Raw genomic sequence first — 15,025 nt, forward strand, 5'->3', positions numbered from 1 at the left:
ACCGTCTAATGAAGTTGAAGAAAGAATAGCAAAAGCTTGGATTGATGTATTAGGAATCTCAAAGATTGGTGTGCATTCATTAAAAGTATTGAGAGCTTTAGCGTTATTAAAAGAAGATTTTCCAGATTTAACAATTCAAGATTTCTTTAACGAGAGAACGATATATGGATTAGCTCGAATTGAGGGGGAAATAAAGGTATAGACAGAAGAAGTTGGATATTTTCCGAAAATAATGAAATGATATGTACGCTTTTGTTTGTTCAATAAAATAAATCATGCTACAATGAAAACGAATTAAGAACCGGGGAGCCAATTGGCTGAGAGGATGTAAGTATACATCGACCCTCAACCTGATCTGGATAATGCCAGCGTAGGGAGTTACTTTAAAGTGATGTAGCATAAGTTATTATAGAATAACTTGTATACAAGGCTTTCCTACATGGTAGGAAAGCCTTTTCTTTTTTTTGAAACAATATTTTGTAAGGGGGATTTTATTATGTCACAACAAGTTACAATTTCATTTTCAGTAGTACCACAAGCGAAGAACAAAGATGTGTATTCCGTTGTTGATAAAGCAATTGAAGTTGTACAACAGTCGGGAGTTCGTTATGAAGTAGGGGCAATGGAAACAACGTTGGAAGGAGAATTAGATGTACTTCTTGACGTCATTAAACGCGCGCAACAAGCTTGCGTCGATGCTGGAGCAGAAGAAGTGATCACTTCTATTAAAATTCACTATCGTCCAAGTACGGGCGTAACGATTGACGAAAAAGTTTGGAAGTACCGTGATGAATATGCAAAACCAGAAGCGATCTAAAATAATCACAACAATTTGGCTTATCCTTCTCATTGCTATATGGGAAGGATCTGTTTCATTATTTAAAATTGAGCCGTGGATTTTACCGAAGCCGTCTGCAATTGTGCAAGAGTTAATTGGAATGAAAGATTTACTATTACCGAATACAGTGCAAACGTTACAGGAAGTAATAATTGGGTTGTTTTTTGCAATTTTACTTGGGACGAGTATTGCTATCATTATGGATGTCATCCCTTTATTTCGGATTTTAATGAATCCGCTGCTCGTTATTTCGCAAACAATTCCAATAGTTGTGCTCGCACCATTATTTATTATTTGGTTTGGATACGGAATGTTGCCAAAAGTAATGGTTGTTATTCTTGTTTGTTTCTTCCCAATTGCGCTTAGCATTTTAGAAGGTTTCCAAACGGTAGATAAAAATATGCTGAAGTTATTACAAACGATGAAGGCGACAAAGTGGCAAATTTATCAGAAAGTAAAATTTCCAGCAGTGCTCCCGTACTTTTTCTCAGGTTTAAAAATTGCTGTTACATATAGTGTGATGGGAGCGATTATTGGGGAATGGCTTGGTGCGAGTGAAGGATTAGGAGTTATGCTCACAAGAGCAACGAAATCCTTTTTAACGGCTCGAGTATTTGGTGTTGCAGCAATTATCGTCATGGTGACATTATTCCTGTACTTTATTGTTGAATTTATGGCAAGAATAACAGCACCATGGATATATAGAAAGGGCGGCAGAAAATGAAAAAAGGTTTAAAAATTATGTTAGCTGCATTATTAGCAGTTGGTGTTGCCGGATGTAATACGGCGAAGAAAGAAGAGAATACAAGCAAAGAAAAGAAAGTGAAAGTAGTTTTAGATTGGTTTCCTAATACAAACCATACTGGTTTATACGTAGCGAAGACGAAAGATTATTATAAAAAACAAGGGTTAGATGTAGAAATTATTCAACCAGGTGATAATGTTACAGCGGAACAAATGATAGCTTCAGGGAAAGCCGATTTTGCAATAAGTGCACAAGAAAATGTAACGTTAGCTCGTGTTGAAGGTATTCCTGTTGTATCTGTAGGAGCGATTATCCAGCATAATACTTCAGCTTTTGCATCACTTAAAAAAGATAATATGATGTCACCAAAAGATTTTGAAGGTAAACGTTACGGCGGCTGGGGAGGACCAGCAGAAGAAGCGACGTTAAAGACGATTATGAATAAACATCAAGCTGATTTTAATAAAGTTGAAAAAATTATTCTTGGACAAACAGATTTCTTTAAATCAATCGGTCGTGATGCAGACTTTGAATGGATTTATTATGGATGGGATGGAATTGAAGCGAAGCGTCAAGGAAAAGAGTTAAATACAATTATGGTGAAAGACTTAGATCCAGCGCTCGATTTCTATAGTCCTGTTATTATTACAAGTGAAAAACATACGAAGCAAGATAAAGATTTTGTGAAAAAGTTCATGACTGCAACGACAGAAGGTTATGATTTTGCAATTAAAGAACCGAAAGAAGCTGCGGATATTTTAATTAAAGCTGTTCCAGATTTGAATAAAGAATTAGTACAAGAAAGCCAAAAATGGTTAAGTACAAAGTATCAAGATGATGCAAAAGCGTGGGGAGTACAGAAGGAAGAGATTTGGACAAATTACATGAATTTCTTATATGACAACAAAGTTATTAAAAAGAAAATCGATGTAAAAGATGCCTTTACAAATGAATTCCTTCCAAGTGAAAAATGAGTGGATTACAAATAAAAGATATTGTAAAAGCTTTCGATGGAAAGAATGTATTAGCAAATATTAGTGCTTCTATACAAGAGGGAGAGTTTGTCTCTTTTGTAGGTCCGAGTGGTTGTGGAAAAAGTACATTATTAAATATGATTGCAAGTGTTGAACAACCAACGAGCGGAGAAGTGTTTTATAACGAGGAGTATGTAAAAAAACAAGATGTTGTTAGTTATATGCCGCAACAAGATTTATTACTACCGTGGCGATCGGCTTTGCAAAATATCGTTCTTCCATTGGAAATTGAAGGAAAGTCTAAAAAACAAAGGCTGACAGAAGGAATGGAAGCATTAAAGCAGTTTGAACTAGATGAATATGCAGACCATTATCCAGATGAGTTATCAGGTGGAATGCGTCAAAGAATTAGTTTCCTTCGCACATATTTATGTGAAAAGCCAATTATGCTGCTTGATGAGCCTTTTGGAAAATTAGATGCATTTACAAAAATGGAAGTACATAGTTGGCTTTTAAATTCTTGGCATCAAGAAAAGCAGACAATTGTTATGGTTACACATGACTTAGATGAAGCAATTTTGCTTTCTGATCGCGTACTTATTTTATCTCAAAGACCGGCATCAATTGTTGGAGAGGTACAAGTGAAATTACTTAGGCCGCGAACGATGGATATGTTAACATCGCTTGAGTTAAAGAAGGATAAGGAAGAAATTTTAAGAGTATTAGCTCCTTACATGAAAAAATAGAAAAGAGTCTTTTAACAGTTGTTGGTATAATTGCTGTTAAGAGGCTTTTTTATATAGGAGGAGAAAGATGAAATCTATAGGGGAAATAGTGGATTCATTAACACCGGATAAATTGGAAGAAGGAACAAAAGAAAAAGTAGAGAATAGAATATAATAGAGTGGTTTATACTCTTAATATAACAAATGTTAAAGGAGTGGAAGGATAAAATGACTTTATCAACTGTTCTTCAAATGGTTTTAGCTTGATACGGGAGAAGTCTGCCCATTTTTAAAGATTAAGCTAAATTGAAGACAGCAGGTAAAGAACCTTAATCCTTTCTTACGATAATATGTAATGGGTAAGGTGTATTCACCTTACCCATTTTTATATGTATAACTAAATAAGGCTTTATACTGTTGTTCTCTCTCTTTAGCTTATGGATCATAAGAAAAGGAGAGAAAAAAATGAGTATATTAACAGTAGAAAATGTAAGTCATTCATATGGTGAGAAAACCATTTTATATAATGCGTGCTTTCGATTATTAAAGGGTGAACATGTTGGGCTAGTAGGGAAAAATGGAATTGGAAAATCCACATTATTACGCTTGTTAACAGGAGAACTTATACATGATGATGGGAAAATTGAATGGTTTCCACATGTGAAGATTGGCTTTTTACAACAGCATATAGATTTACAAGAAGGCATAACAATTGAAGAATACTTGCAAAGTGCGTTTTCTAACCTGTATGAGTTGGAACGTGAAATGTTAAAACTTACAGAAGAGATGGCTGGAGCAGGAGAAGTAGGGAAATTGTTAGTAAGGTATGGAGAGTTACAAAATATATTGGAGAATTCTAATTTTTATCAAATTCATACAGAAATTGAGGAAGTAGCAACCGGCTTAGGCTTGTTTGAAATAGGATTGGAAAAGGATGTTTCAAAGTTAAGTGGTGGTCAGCGGACAAAGTTGTTACTTGGGAAACTCCTTTTAGAAAAAGCGGATGTTTTATTATTAGATGAGCCAACTAACTATTTAGATACAGCACATATAGAATGGTTGCAATTATATTTACAAATGTATGAAAAAGCTTATATTATCATTTCGCATGATGAAATATTTTTGAACAATATTACGAATGTTATTTATCATCTAGATGAGCGTGCAATTAAGCGCTATGTAGGCGATTATAAGAGTTTTTTGCGTAATTATGAACTACAAAGGAAACAATTACAAGTAGCATATACGAAACAGCAAAAGGAAATTGCACATTTAGAGAGCTTTATTCAAAAAAATAAAATTCGTAAAGCGAAACAAGCAAAAAGTCGTGAAAAAGTATTAGAGAAAATGCAAAAGGTTGGAAAGGTTAACGATGTACCTCGTGCTCGTTTTGATTTTAATGTTTATACTGAGCCAGTGAGTCGTATCTTACAGGTAGAGAAACTAAAAATTGGTTATGGCGAACCGTTATTTCCGGAATTGGATTTTCAAGTGAAAAAAGGGGAAAAGATTGCAATTATTGGTCATAATGGGATTGGAAAAACAACAATGTTAAAATCATTACTAGGACAAATAAAACCGTTAAGCGGTTCAGTTTCTGTTGGTGAACGAGTAAAACCCGCTTATTTTGCACAAGAGGAATTTTCCTCAGAAATAACTACACTAGAGAGAGTATGGGCAGGAAGGCCAGACATGACAAGAAAAGAAATCCGACAAGCATTAGCAAAGTGCGGATTGACAGAAGAACATGTATTAAAACCTATCCAGTTATTAAGTGGAGGAGAACAAACAAAAGTACGATTATGCGAACTTATCGTAACTAAAAGCAATGTTTTAATTTTAGATGAACCAACTAACCATTTGGATGCAGAGACTAAGACGGCTTTACAGGAAGCGTTAAAACAATATAGAGGTACGGTTTTAATTGTTTCACATGAGCCATCTTTCTATGAAGCATGGATAACGAAAATATGGAATATCGAAGAATGGAACGTTTAACAATATGAATAAAGAAAAGGCATTAGCTTTTATGAGCTAATGCCTTTTCTTTGGGTATATTTATAATAATACTAGATGCCTTTCCCTAATAGGCTACTATCTTTCTTTATATATATAGATAGTTTGAAATGGAATAAAAATGATTCCTATATGTAAAGGATAATGTGATTAGTATGGGAAGACAATAGAACTTAAAGGAAATTCATGTAAAATTCACATAAACTTCATATTAAAAACTAAATATAATTATAATAGGTTATTATAATGTGTGTTTTCGATTTTTCGCAAAATTAGAAGTTTGGCGGGGGTTCTTGTGCTTTCGTCATCGATTGTAATGGATTTACGAGAAGGGATATCACCGTTTTTTTATACATTAGTAATTTCATAATGATTATTTGTTTTACTACAAATTTTAGCGTGCAAAATTTGTGTTCGATTATCGTTTAAATAAACTTGGGAAAATTGTATGAAGTCAATCTTGAATGACGTAGCAGGATGATGAAATTTCATGTAAAATAATAGTAAAAATATGTAAAGTAGGGGATAGTGTGGATGTGTTTTTGAACATTGCTGAGGAAAAAATTCGTCAAGCAATACGGAATGGTGATCTTGATAATATTCCGGGACAAGGAAAACCACTACAATTAGAAGATCTTTCAATGGTACCTCCAGAATTAAGAATGAGTTATAAAATCTTGAAAAATGCAGGCATGATTCCACCAGAAATGGAAATGCAAAAAGATATATTGAAAATAGAGGATTTAATCGCTTGCTGTTATGATGAGGCAGAGAGAAAGGAATTACAAGAAGAGTTAACGGTAAAAACACTGCGCTTTCAGCAGTTAATGGAAAAGAGAAAGATTAAAGATAGTTCAGCATTTCGTATGTATCAAGATAAAGTATTTCGTAAATTACGTTAAGAGGGATAAGATGAGTAAATTTGAAACGATAGAAGAATTAGCAACATATATTGAAGAACAACAATTAGTACTTCTATTTATTAAAACGGAGAATTGTGGCGTTTGTGATGTTATGTTACGGAAAGTAAATTACGTATTAGAGAATTATGATTACGTAGAGAAAGTAGAGATATTACTTCAAGACATGCAAGAGATTGCAGGGCGGTATTCAGTACTTACAGAGCCGACAGTTTTATTATTTTATAATGGGAAAGAAATTCTTCGTGAATCGCGCTTTATTTCACTTGAAAATATTGAGAGAGTACTTCAGTTGTTAGAAAAATAAGGGAGGTTTTTATATGGGGTTTGTTATAGCGGCATTACTATTTTGTGTTTTAATTTGGATGATTGCAGCATCAGTTAGATCAAATAAACGAAGAGTAAATCTTACTAAAAAGAGTAATACACATAGTACGTCTAACAGTTCATCACCACTATTTTTCTTTGCGGGATCTGATAGTGATAGTTCACATGATGGTGGCTCGCATGATTGCGGAGGGTCTTTTGGCGGAGATAGTGGAGGTAGCTGCGGTGGTGGCGGGGATTGATGAGAATACGCCTTATATGGGCGTATTTCTTTTTAAACAAACGTTTGATTAGTTGGCTTACATATACATAACAACAGCTAAACAAACGTTTGTTTAAATTTTATAAATGTAATAAGGGGAATGGAAATGGGAAGGGAACCGAAAGTAAAAAACAAAGGGAAAGTAGCATTATTCTTATTAGTTGCTGGAGGTGTATTTCTTGTTAAACTTGGGCTTAAATTTGGAGCGATACATATGATTCGAACGTGGTTTGAAAGTGTGTTTTCTTAAATAAGGAATAAAGCCTCTTGCAATTGAGGTTTTTTATTTGTTAATATTAGACTGAACGGTCGGTTTAAAGAGGTGTGAATATGAGAAAAAGCGCAGAAGAGATAAAGAAGGAAATCGCATATAAAGCAGAAAGTCTGTTTTCACAAAAGGGTTATGCAGCCACATCTATGGAAGATATTTGTGAAATTACAGGGCGAAGTAAAGGAAGTATTTATTACCATTTTAAAAATAAAGAAGAATTATTTTTATTTGTAGTGAAACAGCATACGTATGATTGGCTTGAAAAATGGAATGAAAAAGAGAAGTTGTATATTACTAGTACTGAAAAGCTATATGGTCTCGCTGAATATTATGTAGAGGATATACAACAACCTATTTCGAATGCAATAGAGGAATTTTCTATGAGCCAAGTTGTAAGTAAAGAGATTCTAGATGAACTGTTAGCTTTAACTAGAGAATCATATGTTATGGTTGAGAGATTAATCGAAACAGGCATACAGTCTGGAGAGTTTCGTGAAGAAAATACGCGCGATTTGATGTATATTGTAAATGGCTTATTATCAGGGCTTGGAGTGCTTTACTATGAGTTAGATTATAAAGAGCTAAAGCGTATTTATAAAAAGGCAATAGATGTATTGTTAAAAGGGATGGCAGCTGAATAATAAATCAGCAGCTTTTCTTATAAAACGAATTAGACTGAACGGTCGGTTTATTAAAGGGGGAGTGAAAATGAAAGCTTTATTTAAAAATCGAGCATTTATGCTCGTTATGGCATCTGATATTTTACAGCAATTTGCAATTTGGATTAGAAACATGGCTCTACTGTATTTCATAATGGAGCGGACGAATAATGATCCAGTTTCAGTATCACTATTATCAGTCATGGAATATGCACCTATTTTTATTTTCTCATTTATTGGTGGTGCATTAGCAGATCGCTGGAATCCGAAAAGAACAATGGTTGTTGGAGATGTGTTAAGTGTACTGTCTATTATAGGAATTGTCTTACTGTTAAAGGTTGATTACTGGCAGGCCATATTTTTTGCGACACTCGTTTCTGCAGTTGTAGGTCAGTTTTCTCAGCCGTCATCTTCACGCATATTTAAGCGCTATGTAAAGGAAGAGCAGGTAGCAAATGCGATTGCATTTAACCAAACACTACAGTCATTGTTTATGATTTTCGGGCCAGTCGTAGGATCACTTGTGTATACACAACTTGGTTTATTTACGTCACTATATAGCTTAATCATTTTATTTTTGTTATCTGCTATCGCCCTTTCATTTTTACCAAAATGGGTTGAACAAGAGCAAGCAGTGAGAGATTCATTAAAAAATGATATAAAAGAAGGGTGGAAATACGTTCTTCATACGAAAAATTTACGTATGATTACGATCACTTTTACAATCATTGGTTTAGCAGTTGGATTAACGACCCCATTAGAAGTATTCCTTGTGATCGAACGTTTAGGCATGGAAAAAGAAGCTGTTCAATATTTAGCAGCAGCTGACGGAATAGGTATGTTAATTGGTGGTATTGTTGTGGCAATTTTCACTTCAAAAGTAAATCCGAAGAAAATGTTTGTATTCGGGATGAGTATATTAGCAATATCATTTTTAGTAGAAGGACTGTCTACATCGTTTTGGATTACCAGCTTTATGCGATTTGGAACAGGTATTTGTTTAGCTTGTGTTAATATCGTTGTCGGTACACTTATGATTCAACTTGTACCAGAAAATATGGTTGGCAGAGTAAATGGGACAATTTTACCGCTGTTTATGGGAGCTATGCTAATTGGCACTTCTCTAGCTGGAGGATTGAAGGAAATGACTTCACTAGTTATTGTATTTTGTATAGCAATGTCACTTATTTTATTAGCGATAGGTCCGATTTTACGTATGCAAATAAATAAAGAAGCTGTTGCTAATAAAGAGGAACTAACGAATTCGTTAGCTTCGAAATAGCTATTGTAAGGGAGCATGTTTGCTCCCTTTTTCTATGGGAATCTTTTGACAATGAAATGTACCAACTATATACTGATGTTGTAAAAATAATTTTACAGGTTAGGAGAAAGATGTGAAAAATCAAATCTATGAATTACGCACTGAAAATAATATTTCACAAGGTGCATTAGCTGATAAGTGTAACGTATCAAGACAGACGATAAATGCAATTGAGAATAATAAGTATGATCCAAGCTTAGCACTAGCATTCCGGTTAGCAGAAGTATTAGGAACAACTGTCGATAAACTATTTTTGTACAAGTTGTAGAGTTTTTAATTGTAAGACGTTATCGCTAAAACAATATAAGAAAAAGATCCTCTTCTCGTTTGAAGAGGATCTTTTTCTTATATTGTTTTAGTTTTCGGATTAGGTGGTGTAACGGACGTATCATTTTCGGGTACTCTAGTTAATAAGAATCCACCGATAATAAATAAGACAATAATACTAAGGACACCAGCGTTTGTTTTTCCTGTTAATTGTGTTGTGACACCAACTAATACCGGACCCATAATTGCTGCGAATTTACCAAAGATATTATAAAATCCGAAGAATTCATTCGCAGATTCTTTCGGTACTAGTTTTGCGAAATATGAACGGCTAAGTGCTTGAATGCCGCCTTGAGAAGTGGCAACTAACATTGCTAAAATCCAGAAATCAAACGTCGTTTTTAAGAAATAAGCATATGTGCAGATAATGATATAAATAATAATACCGACATATAGCATTTTTTTACCGGTAAATGTTTCCGATAGTTTTCCATACAATAAAGCGAATGGACAAGCGACAATTTGTGTTACAAATAAGATGATTAATAGGTTAGTTGCACTAATACCGAGATCTGTTCCGTAAGCGGTAGACATAGTGATAATTGTATCGACCCCGTCAATGTAGAAAAAGTAAGCTATTAGGAACATAAATACAGTTTTATATTCTTTAATATTTTTAAAAGTATTAGCAAGGCGCTTGAAACTCATTGCAATTGGTCTTGGATGACGTTCAATATAGTGTGTTTGCTCTACATTTTTTAGCATTGGTATCGTAAATAGTCCCCACCAAAGAGCTGTTATTGCAAAGGAAATTTGACTAGCAATTCCGACTGATAAGGGGATAGTTCCTTTTTGAGCAAGAATAATAAGAGCAATACAACCGATAAAAGGAATTGTGCTCCCAATATAACCTAATGCAAAACCTCGCGTAGAAATTCGGTCCATTCTATCTCCAGAGGTAACATCTACTAAAAATGCATCATAAAAAATATTTGCTCCAGCAAAGCCAACTAATGCGAGCATATAGCATCCTAGTAATAAGTACCACTGAGATGTTGGAACAACTGCTAGCATACTTGTAAATATAATACCAAGCCCAAAGAAAAATGTGAAAAATCGTTTTTTAAATCCTTTATAATCAGCAACTGTGCCGAGAATAGGAGCGAGTATAGAAATTAAAAGTGTAGCGAACGAGTTTGCATATCCCCAATAGGCTGTTGAAGTTGCACCAGATAGTCCAGCTTCTTTTGCAGCTGCTTTAAAGTAAATTGGAAATAATGCAGTTGTAATGACGAGCGAATATACCGAGTTAGCCCAATCATATAATATCCAGCTTTTTTCTTGTCTGGACATTTTTTTCATATAATGTTCCCCCTTAAATTTGTTCTACTAACAGTGTACAAAAATAAAAATTATAAAAAGAGAAACAGGGATGATTTTTACATAACTTTTACATATATACACAGTTCTTTACAATTGAAGTAAATCCTCTACAATTGCTCCGTCTGTTTCACCTAAGTGCAAACCGAGTAACCTAGCAATAGTCGGACCTTCATCAATCAGTCTCATATACGGGATTGTAACCCCGCTTCGAATGCCTTTCCCAGCAGCCATAAAAATTGTTTCATAGTTAGGTTTTGTTGGGGAATATCCGTGTGTTCCAAATGTATATTTCTTACTAGAAGTAACATCTTTTTTAGTAATTTCTTTTATGAAATCACCTGTATAATTTTCAATGAAGTAATAACCTTCCATGGCTTCTAGCATAAATAAGCAATTACCATCAGCACCACGTTCTTTTGTATCTTCATCATGCAGAATAAATTCAATTCCATTTTGTTTATCCTGAAGAAGCTCTTCAAGAAGAAGCTGAATCTCTTTAATCGTTTCAGTATCATTTTTATCTTTTACATGTACGTAGGCAGATCCATCACAGCTTTGACAATAAGCTTTCCAATCTAGTAACTTTCCACTTTTATTTACGGATATAAGTCCTTTTTGACGGAATAGGACATTTAGTTGGATTGCTTTGTTTTCACTTAAAGCGCTATGATCGCCAAGTGCAATAATTGTACTCTCTTCGTATATCCCGCTTTCTTTTAATGCATGAATAATTTTTCCTAGACGTTCGTCGTGTCTATGGATTGCAGCCACTGTTTCCTCGGACTTGAAGCCATGGTAATGTCTTTGAGTATCTAAATCAGTAAAATGTACAAACATAACATTAGGCTTTTTCGTCTGAATTGTATGTACGGCAGAAGCAAGGACGAAATCATCAAGCTCAGGCTGTGACAATCCATTTCGTATATGGCCGAAACGACGATTTAAATCTAATTGATATAGCGGGCTACCGCTAAATAATGAAACTAAAATTTGATTTTGCCATGGTCTATTTGGAAAAATTTCTGGTAAGTTGTAATCAATGTTTGCTCTTCCAGTAACAGGCCAAAGAAGGGCTGCTGTCGTTAAATTTGCTTTGCGTGCTTCATCGTATAGAGTTGTTCCTTTAATGGATTTTCGGTACCAATGCCAATCAGGTGACTCGCGTCCTGGTTGAAGTAATGTATTGCTAACTACGCCATGTTTATTAGGATAGTTTCCAGTAACGATTGTTGAGTGACTTGGATATGTTACAGAGGGATAAATGGGTTCTACTTTTTTCGCAATTGCGCCCTTTTTTATTAAAGTTTGGAAATTAGGAAGTTTTTGTAATATAGGAAAATCTAAAGCTGATAGGCAATCAAAAGATAAAATAATGACGTGATTTGTTAATGCTTTATCCATAAAGTTTCCCTCCTGATTATATAAAACCTATTCTTATATATTACTATTAATACCTAGTAATAAAAATATATTTTTGAATAAAATTTTATTATTTATTTTCAGAAAAATTAAACATATAATAAGTATAAGGGAATGAATGGAAGGAGGGAATACTATGGATTGGCTAGATGGATTTGGTATCTTTTACATCATTGGTGGAGTCACGGTTCTCCTTGTATTTTTTATGTCGCATTTACTAAAGAAACGTTTTCCAGACAAACAGTTTGATATTATATTTGCACTTAGTTTAGTACTTCTTTGTTTAGCGTTCTTTCCTGTAACAATGATGGCTATTGGCGGATGGGAAGGAATGGGATATGGATTTATTTGTTTCTTCGTTTTAATTGGTACACTAATTGGTATGGTTGCTCATCAACTTGTAAAAATAGTTCGGAAAAGTTATGTATAAAATAGTAATAATTGAAAATAATGTATAAAAATAAGAAGATTGGCTCTTGTTTTGAAATAAAATTTATATTATGATATTCAACAAATTTATTTTGTTATAACGATGAAAAAGGAATAGTACATGTCTTACCTTTTTGCAGAGAGAGAATCCTTTTGGCTGGAAGATTCTTAAAAAGGCGATATGGAACCTACCTTTGAGTTCTGCATATGCAGCGGGAAATTCCCGTTATCAAAAAGAGAGCATACTCAATTTTTTGTGTATGAATCAGGGTGGTAACGCCGACAAAGCTCGGTCCCTATTTGGGGACACGGGCTTTTTTGTATTTTCTAAAAGGAGGAAGAGTGACTATGGCAAAAGAACAAGTACAAGCCATTACGAAGATGGAAGAAGACTTTGCTCAGTGGTATACCGATATTGTAAAAAAAGCGGAGCTTGTTGATTATTCAAGTGTGAAAGGTTGTATGATTTTACGTCCATACGGTTATGCATTGTGGGAAAATATGCAGAAAGTGATGGATGAAAAATTAAAAGAATCTGGTCATGAAAATGTGTACATGCCAATGTTTATTCCAGAGAGTTTATTACAAAAAGAGAAAGATCATGTTGAAGGATTTGCTCCTGAAGTAGCATGGGTTACTCATGGCGGGGATGAGAAATTGGCGGAAAGACTTTGTGTACGCCCTACATCTGAAACTTTATTTTGTGAGCATTTTTCAAAAATTGTTCAATCATATAATGATTTACCAAAGTTATATAACCAGTGGTGTTCAGTAGTTCGTTGGGAAAAAACAACGAGACCATTCCTTCGTACAACTGAATTTTTATGGCAAGAAGGTCATACGATTCATGAAACGGCAGAAGAATCTCAAATTGAAACATTAAATATTTTAAATTTATATGCTTCTTTTTGTGAAGAGTATTTAGCAATTCCGGTTATTAAAGGGCAAAAAACAGAAAAAGAAAAGTTTGCAGGAGCGAAGGCAACTTATACGATTGAAAGTTTAATGCATGATGGAAAAGCACTTCAAACAGGAACATCTCATAACTTTGGAACGAACTTCTCAGAAGCATTTGATATTAAGTTTTTAGATCGTAATGGTAAATGGCAATACGTACATCAAACATCTTGGGGTGTATCAACAAGAATGATAGGTGGACTTATTATGGTTCATAGTGATAACAATGGACTTGTAATGCCACCGAAAGTTGCACCATTACAAGTTGTTATCGTGCCTATTGCACAGCATAAAGAAGGCGTTTTAGAAAAAGCAACAGAGTTACAAGGGCGTATTCAAAAGGTTGCGCGAGTAAAAATAGATGCTAGTAATAAAACACCTGGCTGGAAATTTAATGAGTATGAAATGAAGGGTGTTCCAATTAGATTAGAAGTTGGTCCAAAGGATATTGAAAAGAATCAAGTTGTACTTGTAAGGCGAGATACGAAAGAAAAAGAGTTTATAGCAATGGATCAATTAGAAGAGCGCATCCCATCATTACTTGAGGAGATTCATCATTCTTTATTTAGTAAAGCAAAAGTATTTAGAGATGAGAGCACTTATAGTGTGACGAATATCGAAGAGATGAAAAAAATAGCTGATGAAAAACAAGGCTTTATTAAAGCGATGTGGTGTGGAGAACTAGCTTGTGAAGAAAAACTAAAAGAAGAAGTTGGAGTATCTTCACGTTGTATTCCGTTCGAACAAGAAAGTTTAGCTGACGAATGTATTTGCTGTAGTAAAAAAGCGAAGCAGATGGTGTATTGGGGAAAAGCGTATTAATACTCTTTCTGCTAGATGACAAAAAGGACATTGGATTGCATAATAAAATACAATCCAAAGTCCTTTTTAGTTTTATCCCGCATTAACGGGCAGTAAAACTCCCACTTCAAAATTCGGCTGGAGCAAAGAAGTTAGGTGGGAGTCGGGCTGCCCGTAAAAGCCCGATTGGTGAAGGCTAATAATCAGTGGGGGATGAACAAAATCCCCACTGATTAAAGTTTCACTTTATAATTTGTTTCATGTATTTTTTAGATGGAAGGATGATGTTTTTATTTTGCGTTTTTACGACGAATAAATAGTAACACACCCATTAGGAATGTCGAAAGACCAATTAAAATAGATGCAGGATAATGCGTTGCAGTATTAGGTAACTTATCGCCTTGTTTTACTGAATTGTCTTTTCCGTTACCGTTATCGCTTTGAGAGCCGCTATCGCCTTTAACACGGTTGCCGCCTTGAGAGCCGTTATCACCTTGAGAACTGCTATCGCCTTTAACACGGTTGCCACCCTGAGAGCCACTGCCACCCTGAGAGCCATTGCCACCAGAGCCACTGCCGCCAGAGCCACTGCCCCCAGAACCACTGCCACCAGAGCCATTGCCACCAGAGCCACTGCCCCCAGAACCGTTGCCCCCAGAACCGTTGCCGCCAGAGCCACTGCCCCCAGAACCGTTGCCCCCAGAACCGTTG

Annotated in this window: 17 protein-coding genes, 1 pseudogene, 1 riboswitch and 1 other annotated feature; of the genes and pseudogenes, 15 read left to right on the forward strand and 3 right to left on the reverse strand. The window is 34.9% G+C overall.

Features of this window, described 5'->3' with window-relative positions; genetic code table 11:
- Nucleotide 1 precedes the first annotated feature (1 nt).
- The 13 genes and pseudogenes from MR071_RS10870 to MR071_RS10930 form a co-directional block, all read left to right on the forward strand.
- Nucleotides 2–199, forward strand: a pseudogene (locus tag MR071_RS10870) (hypothetical protein); the annotation flags it as partial.
- Between the two features lie 93 nt (nucleotides 200–292).
- Nucleotides 293–394, forward strand: a riboswitch (TPP riboswitch).
- A 102-nt stretch (nucleotides 395–496) separates the two neighbouring features.
- A complete protein-coding gene (locus tag MR071_RS10875) occupies nucleotides 497–817 on the forward strand; it encodes an MTH1187 family thiamine-binding protein (RefSeq protein WP_000082898.1) in 321 nt (106 codons plus the stop codon).
- Nucleotides 789–1,562 (forward strand): ABC transporter permease, encoded by a 774-nt coding sequence (locus tag MR071_RS10880; RefSeq protein ID WP_002113653.1) that lies wholly within the window; start codon nucleotides 789–791, stop codon nucleotides 1,560–1,562. The genes MR071_RS10875 and MR071_RS10880 overlap by 29 nt, the downstream gene beginning before the upstream one ends.
- Entirely contained in the window at nucleotides 1,559–2,557 is a 999-nt protein-coding gene (locus MR071_RS10885; RefSeq protein WP_242236008.1) for an ABC transporter substrate-binding protein, read from the forward strand. The genes MR071_RS10880 and MR071_RS10885 overlap by 4 nt, the downstream gene beginning before the upstream one ends.
- Nucleotides 2,554–3,303, forward strand: a complete 750-nt coding sequence (locus MR071_RS10890) for an ABC transporter ATP-binding protein (RefSeq protein WP_242236009.1) — start codon at nucleotides 2,554–2,556, stop codon at nucleotides 3,301–3,303. The genes MR071_RS10885 and MR071_RS10890 overlap by 4 nt, the downstream gene beginning before the upstream one ends.
- A gap of 444 nt (nucleotides 3,304–3,747) precedes the next feature.
- On the forward strand, nucleotides 3,748–5,280 hold the full coding sequence (locus MR071_RS10895; protein WP_242236011.1) for an ABC-F family ATP-binding cassette domain-containing protein: 1,533 nt from the start codon (nucleotides 3,748–3,750) through the stop codon (nucleotides 5,278–5,280).
- Between the two features lie 548 nt (nucleotides 5,281–5,828).
- A complete protein-coding gene (locus MR071_RS10900; protein ID WP_242236013.1) occupies nucleotides 5,829–6,200 on the forward strand; it encodes a DnaJ family domain-containing protein in 372 nt (123 codons plus the stop codon).
- A 10-nt stretch (nucleotides 6,201–6,210) separates the two neighbouring features.
- Nucleotides 6,211–6,525, forward strand: a complete 315-nt coding sequence (locus tag MR071_RS10905) for a thioredoxin family protein (protein WP_242236016.1) — start codon at nucleotides 6,211–6,213, stop codon at nucleotides 6,523–6,525.
- 13 nt (nucleotides 6,526–6,538) lie between these two features.
- The gene (locus MR071_RS10910) at nucleotides 6,539–6,787 is read left to right on the forward strand and encodes a hypothetical protein (protein WP_002113671.1); all 249 of its coding nucleotides are present in this window, start codon (nucleotides 6,539–6,541) and stop codon (nucleotides 6,785–6,787) included.
- A gap of 126 nt (nucleotides 6,788–6,913) precedes the next feature.
- Complete coding sequence (locus MR071_RS10915; RefSeq protein WP_242236018.1) at nucleotides 6,914–7,057, forward strand: histidine kinase; 144 nt, start codon at nucleotides 6,914–6,916, stop codon at nucleotides 7,055–7,057.
- An 80-nt stretch (nucleotides 7,058–7,137) separates the two neighbouring features.
- Complete coding sequence (locus MR071_RS10920) at nucleotides 7,138–7,719, forward strand: TetR/AcrR family transcriptional regulator (protein ID WP_001231938.1); 582 nt, start codon at nucleotides 7,138–7,140, stop codon at nucleotides 7,717–7,719.
- Between the two features lie 67 nt (nucleotides 7,720–7,786).
- Complete coding sequence (locus MR071_RS10925; protein WP_242236019.1) at nucleotides 7,787–9,019, forward strand: MFS transporter; 1,233 nt, start codon at nucleotides 7,787–7,789, stop codon at nucleotides 9,017–9,019.
- A gap of 112 nt (nucleotides 9,020–9,131) precedes the next feature.
- Nucleotides 9,132–9,326, forward strand: a complete 195-nt coding sequence (locus MR071_RS10930) for a helix-turn-helix transcriptional regulator (RefSeq protein ID WP_000795763.1) — start codon at nucleotides 9,132–9,134, stop codon at nucleotides 9,324–9,326.
- A gap of 77 nt (nucleotides 9,327–9,403) precedes the next feature.
- On the opposite strand, the gene MR071_RS10935 is transcribed toward MR071_RS10930, so the two are convergent.
- A complete protein-coding gene (locus MR071_RS10935; protein WP_105586294.1) occupies nucleotides 9,404–10,687 on the reverse strand; it encodes an MFS transporter in 1,284 nt (427 codons plus the stop codon).
- A gap of 108 nt (nucleotides 10,688–10,795) precedes the next feature.
- Nucleotides 10,796–12,109, reverse strand: a complete 1,314-nt coding sequence (locus MR071_RS10940) for an alkaline phosphatase family protein (protein WP_242236021.1) — start codon at nucleotides 12,107–12,109, stop codon at nucleotides 10,796–10,798.
- 154 nt (nucleotides 12,110–12,263) lie between these two features.
- Between MR071_RS10940 and MR071_RS10945 the strand changes: the two genes are divergently transcribed.
- Together MR071_RS10945 and proS are read left to right on the forward strand one after the other, a co-directional pair.
- Nucleotides 12,264–12,557, forward strand: a complete 294-nt coding sequence (locus MR071_RS10945; protein ID WP_242236023.1) for a YesK-like family protein — start codon at nucleotides 12,264–12,266, stop codon at nucleotides 12,555–12,557.
- A gap of 93 nt (nucleotides 12,558–12,650) precedes the next feature.
- Nucleotides 12,651–12,857 (forward strand) — a binding site (T-box leader).
- A gap of 47 nt (nucleotides 12,858–12,904) precedes the next feature.
- Nucleotides 12,905–14,335 (forward strand): proline--tRNA ligase, encoded by a 1,431-nt coding sequence (gene proS, locus MR071_RS10950; RefSeq protein WP_242236025.1) that lies wholly within the window; start codon nucleotides 12,905–12,907, stop codon nucleotides 14,333–14,335.
- 269 nt (nucleotides 14,336–14,604) lie between these two features.
- Here the strand turns inward: proS and MR071_RS10955 are convergent.
- The coding region (locus MR071_RS10955) for an LPXTG cell wall anchor domain-containing protein (RefSeq protein ID WP_242236027.1) at nucleotides 14,605–15,025 on the reverse strand (421 nt) is incomplete at its 5' end.

This window comes from Bacillus cereus group sp. BfR-BA-01316 (assembly GCF_022664195.1).
Taxonomy (GTDB): domain Bacteria; phylum Bacillota; class Bacilli; order Bacillales; family Bacillaceae_G; genus Bacillus_A.

What these genes read in the sequence shown, in the direction of transcription:
- MR071_RS10875 (WP_000082898.1), top strand. Translation starts at nt 497, where the DNA reads ATGTCACAACAAGTTACAATTTCATTTTCAGTAGTACCACAAGCGAAG.
- MR071_RS10880 (WP_002113653.1), top strand. Translation starts at nt 789, where the DNA reads ATGAATATGCAAAACCAGAAGCGATCTAAAATAATCACAACAATTTGG.
- MR071_RS10885 (WP_242236008.1), top strand. Translation starts at nt 1,559, where the DNA reads ATGAAAAAAGGTTTAAAAATTATGTTAGCTGCATTATTAGCAGTTGGT.
- MR071_RS10890 (WP_242236009.1), top strand. Translation starts at nt 2,554, where the DNA reads ATGAGTGGATTACAAATAAAAGATATTGTAAAAGCTTTCGATGGAAAG.
- MR071_RS10895 (WP_242236011.1), top strand. Translation starts at nt 3,748, where the DNA reads ATGAGTATATTAACAGTAGAAAATGTAAGTCATTCATATGGTGAGAAA.
- MR071_RS10905 (WP_242236016.1), top strand. Translation starts at nt 6,211, where the DNA reads ATGAGTAAATTTGAAACGATAGAAGAATTAGCAACATATATTGAAGAA.
- MR071_RS10910 (WP_002113671.1), top strand. Translation starts at nt 6,539, where the DNA reads ATGGGGTTTGTTATAGCGGCATTACTATTTTGTGTTTTAATTTGGATG.
- MR071_RS10915 (WP_242236018.1), top strand. Translation starts at nt 6,914, where the DNA reads ATGGGAAGGGAACCGAAAGTAAAAAACAAAGGGAAAGTAGCATTATTC.
- MR071_RS10920 (WP_001231938.1), top strand. Translation starts at nt 7,138, where the DNA reads ATGAGAAAAAGCGCAGAAGAGATAAAGAAGGAAATCGCATATAAAGCA.
- MR071_RS10925 (WP_242236019.1), top strand. Translation starts at nt 7,787, where the DNA reads ATGAAAGCTTTATTTAAAAATCGAGCATTTATGCTCGTTATGGCATCT.
- MR071_RS10935 (WP_105586294.1), bottom strand. Translation starts at nt 10,687, where the DNA reads ATGAAAAAAATGTCCAGACAAGAAAAAAGCTGGATATTATATGATTGG.
- MR071_RS10940 (WP_242236021.1), bottom strand. Translation starts at nt 12,109, where the DNA reads ATGGATAAAGCATTAACAAATCACGTCATTATTTTATCTTTTGATTGC.
- MR071_RS10945 (WP_242236023.1), top strand. Translation starts at nt 12,264, where the DNA reads ATGGATTGGCTAGATGGATTTGGTATCTTTTACATCATTGGTGGAGTC.
- proS (WP_242236025.1), top strand. Translation starts at nt 12,905, where the DNA reads ATGGCAAAAGAACAAGTACAAGCCATTACGAAGATGGAAGAAGACTTT.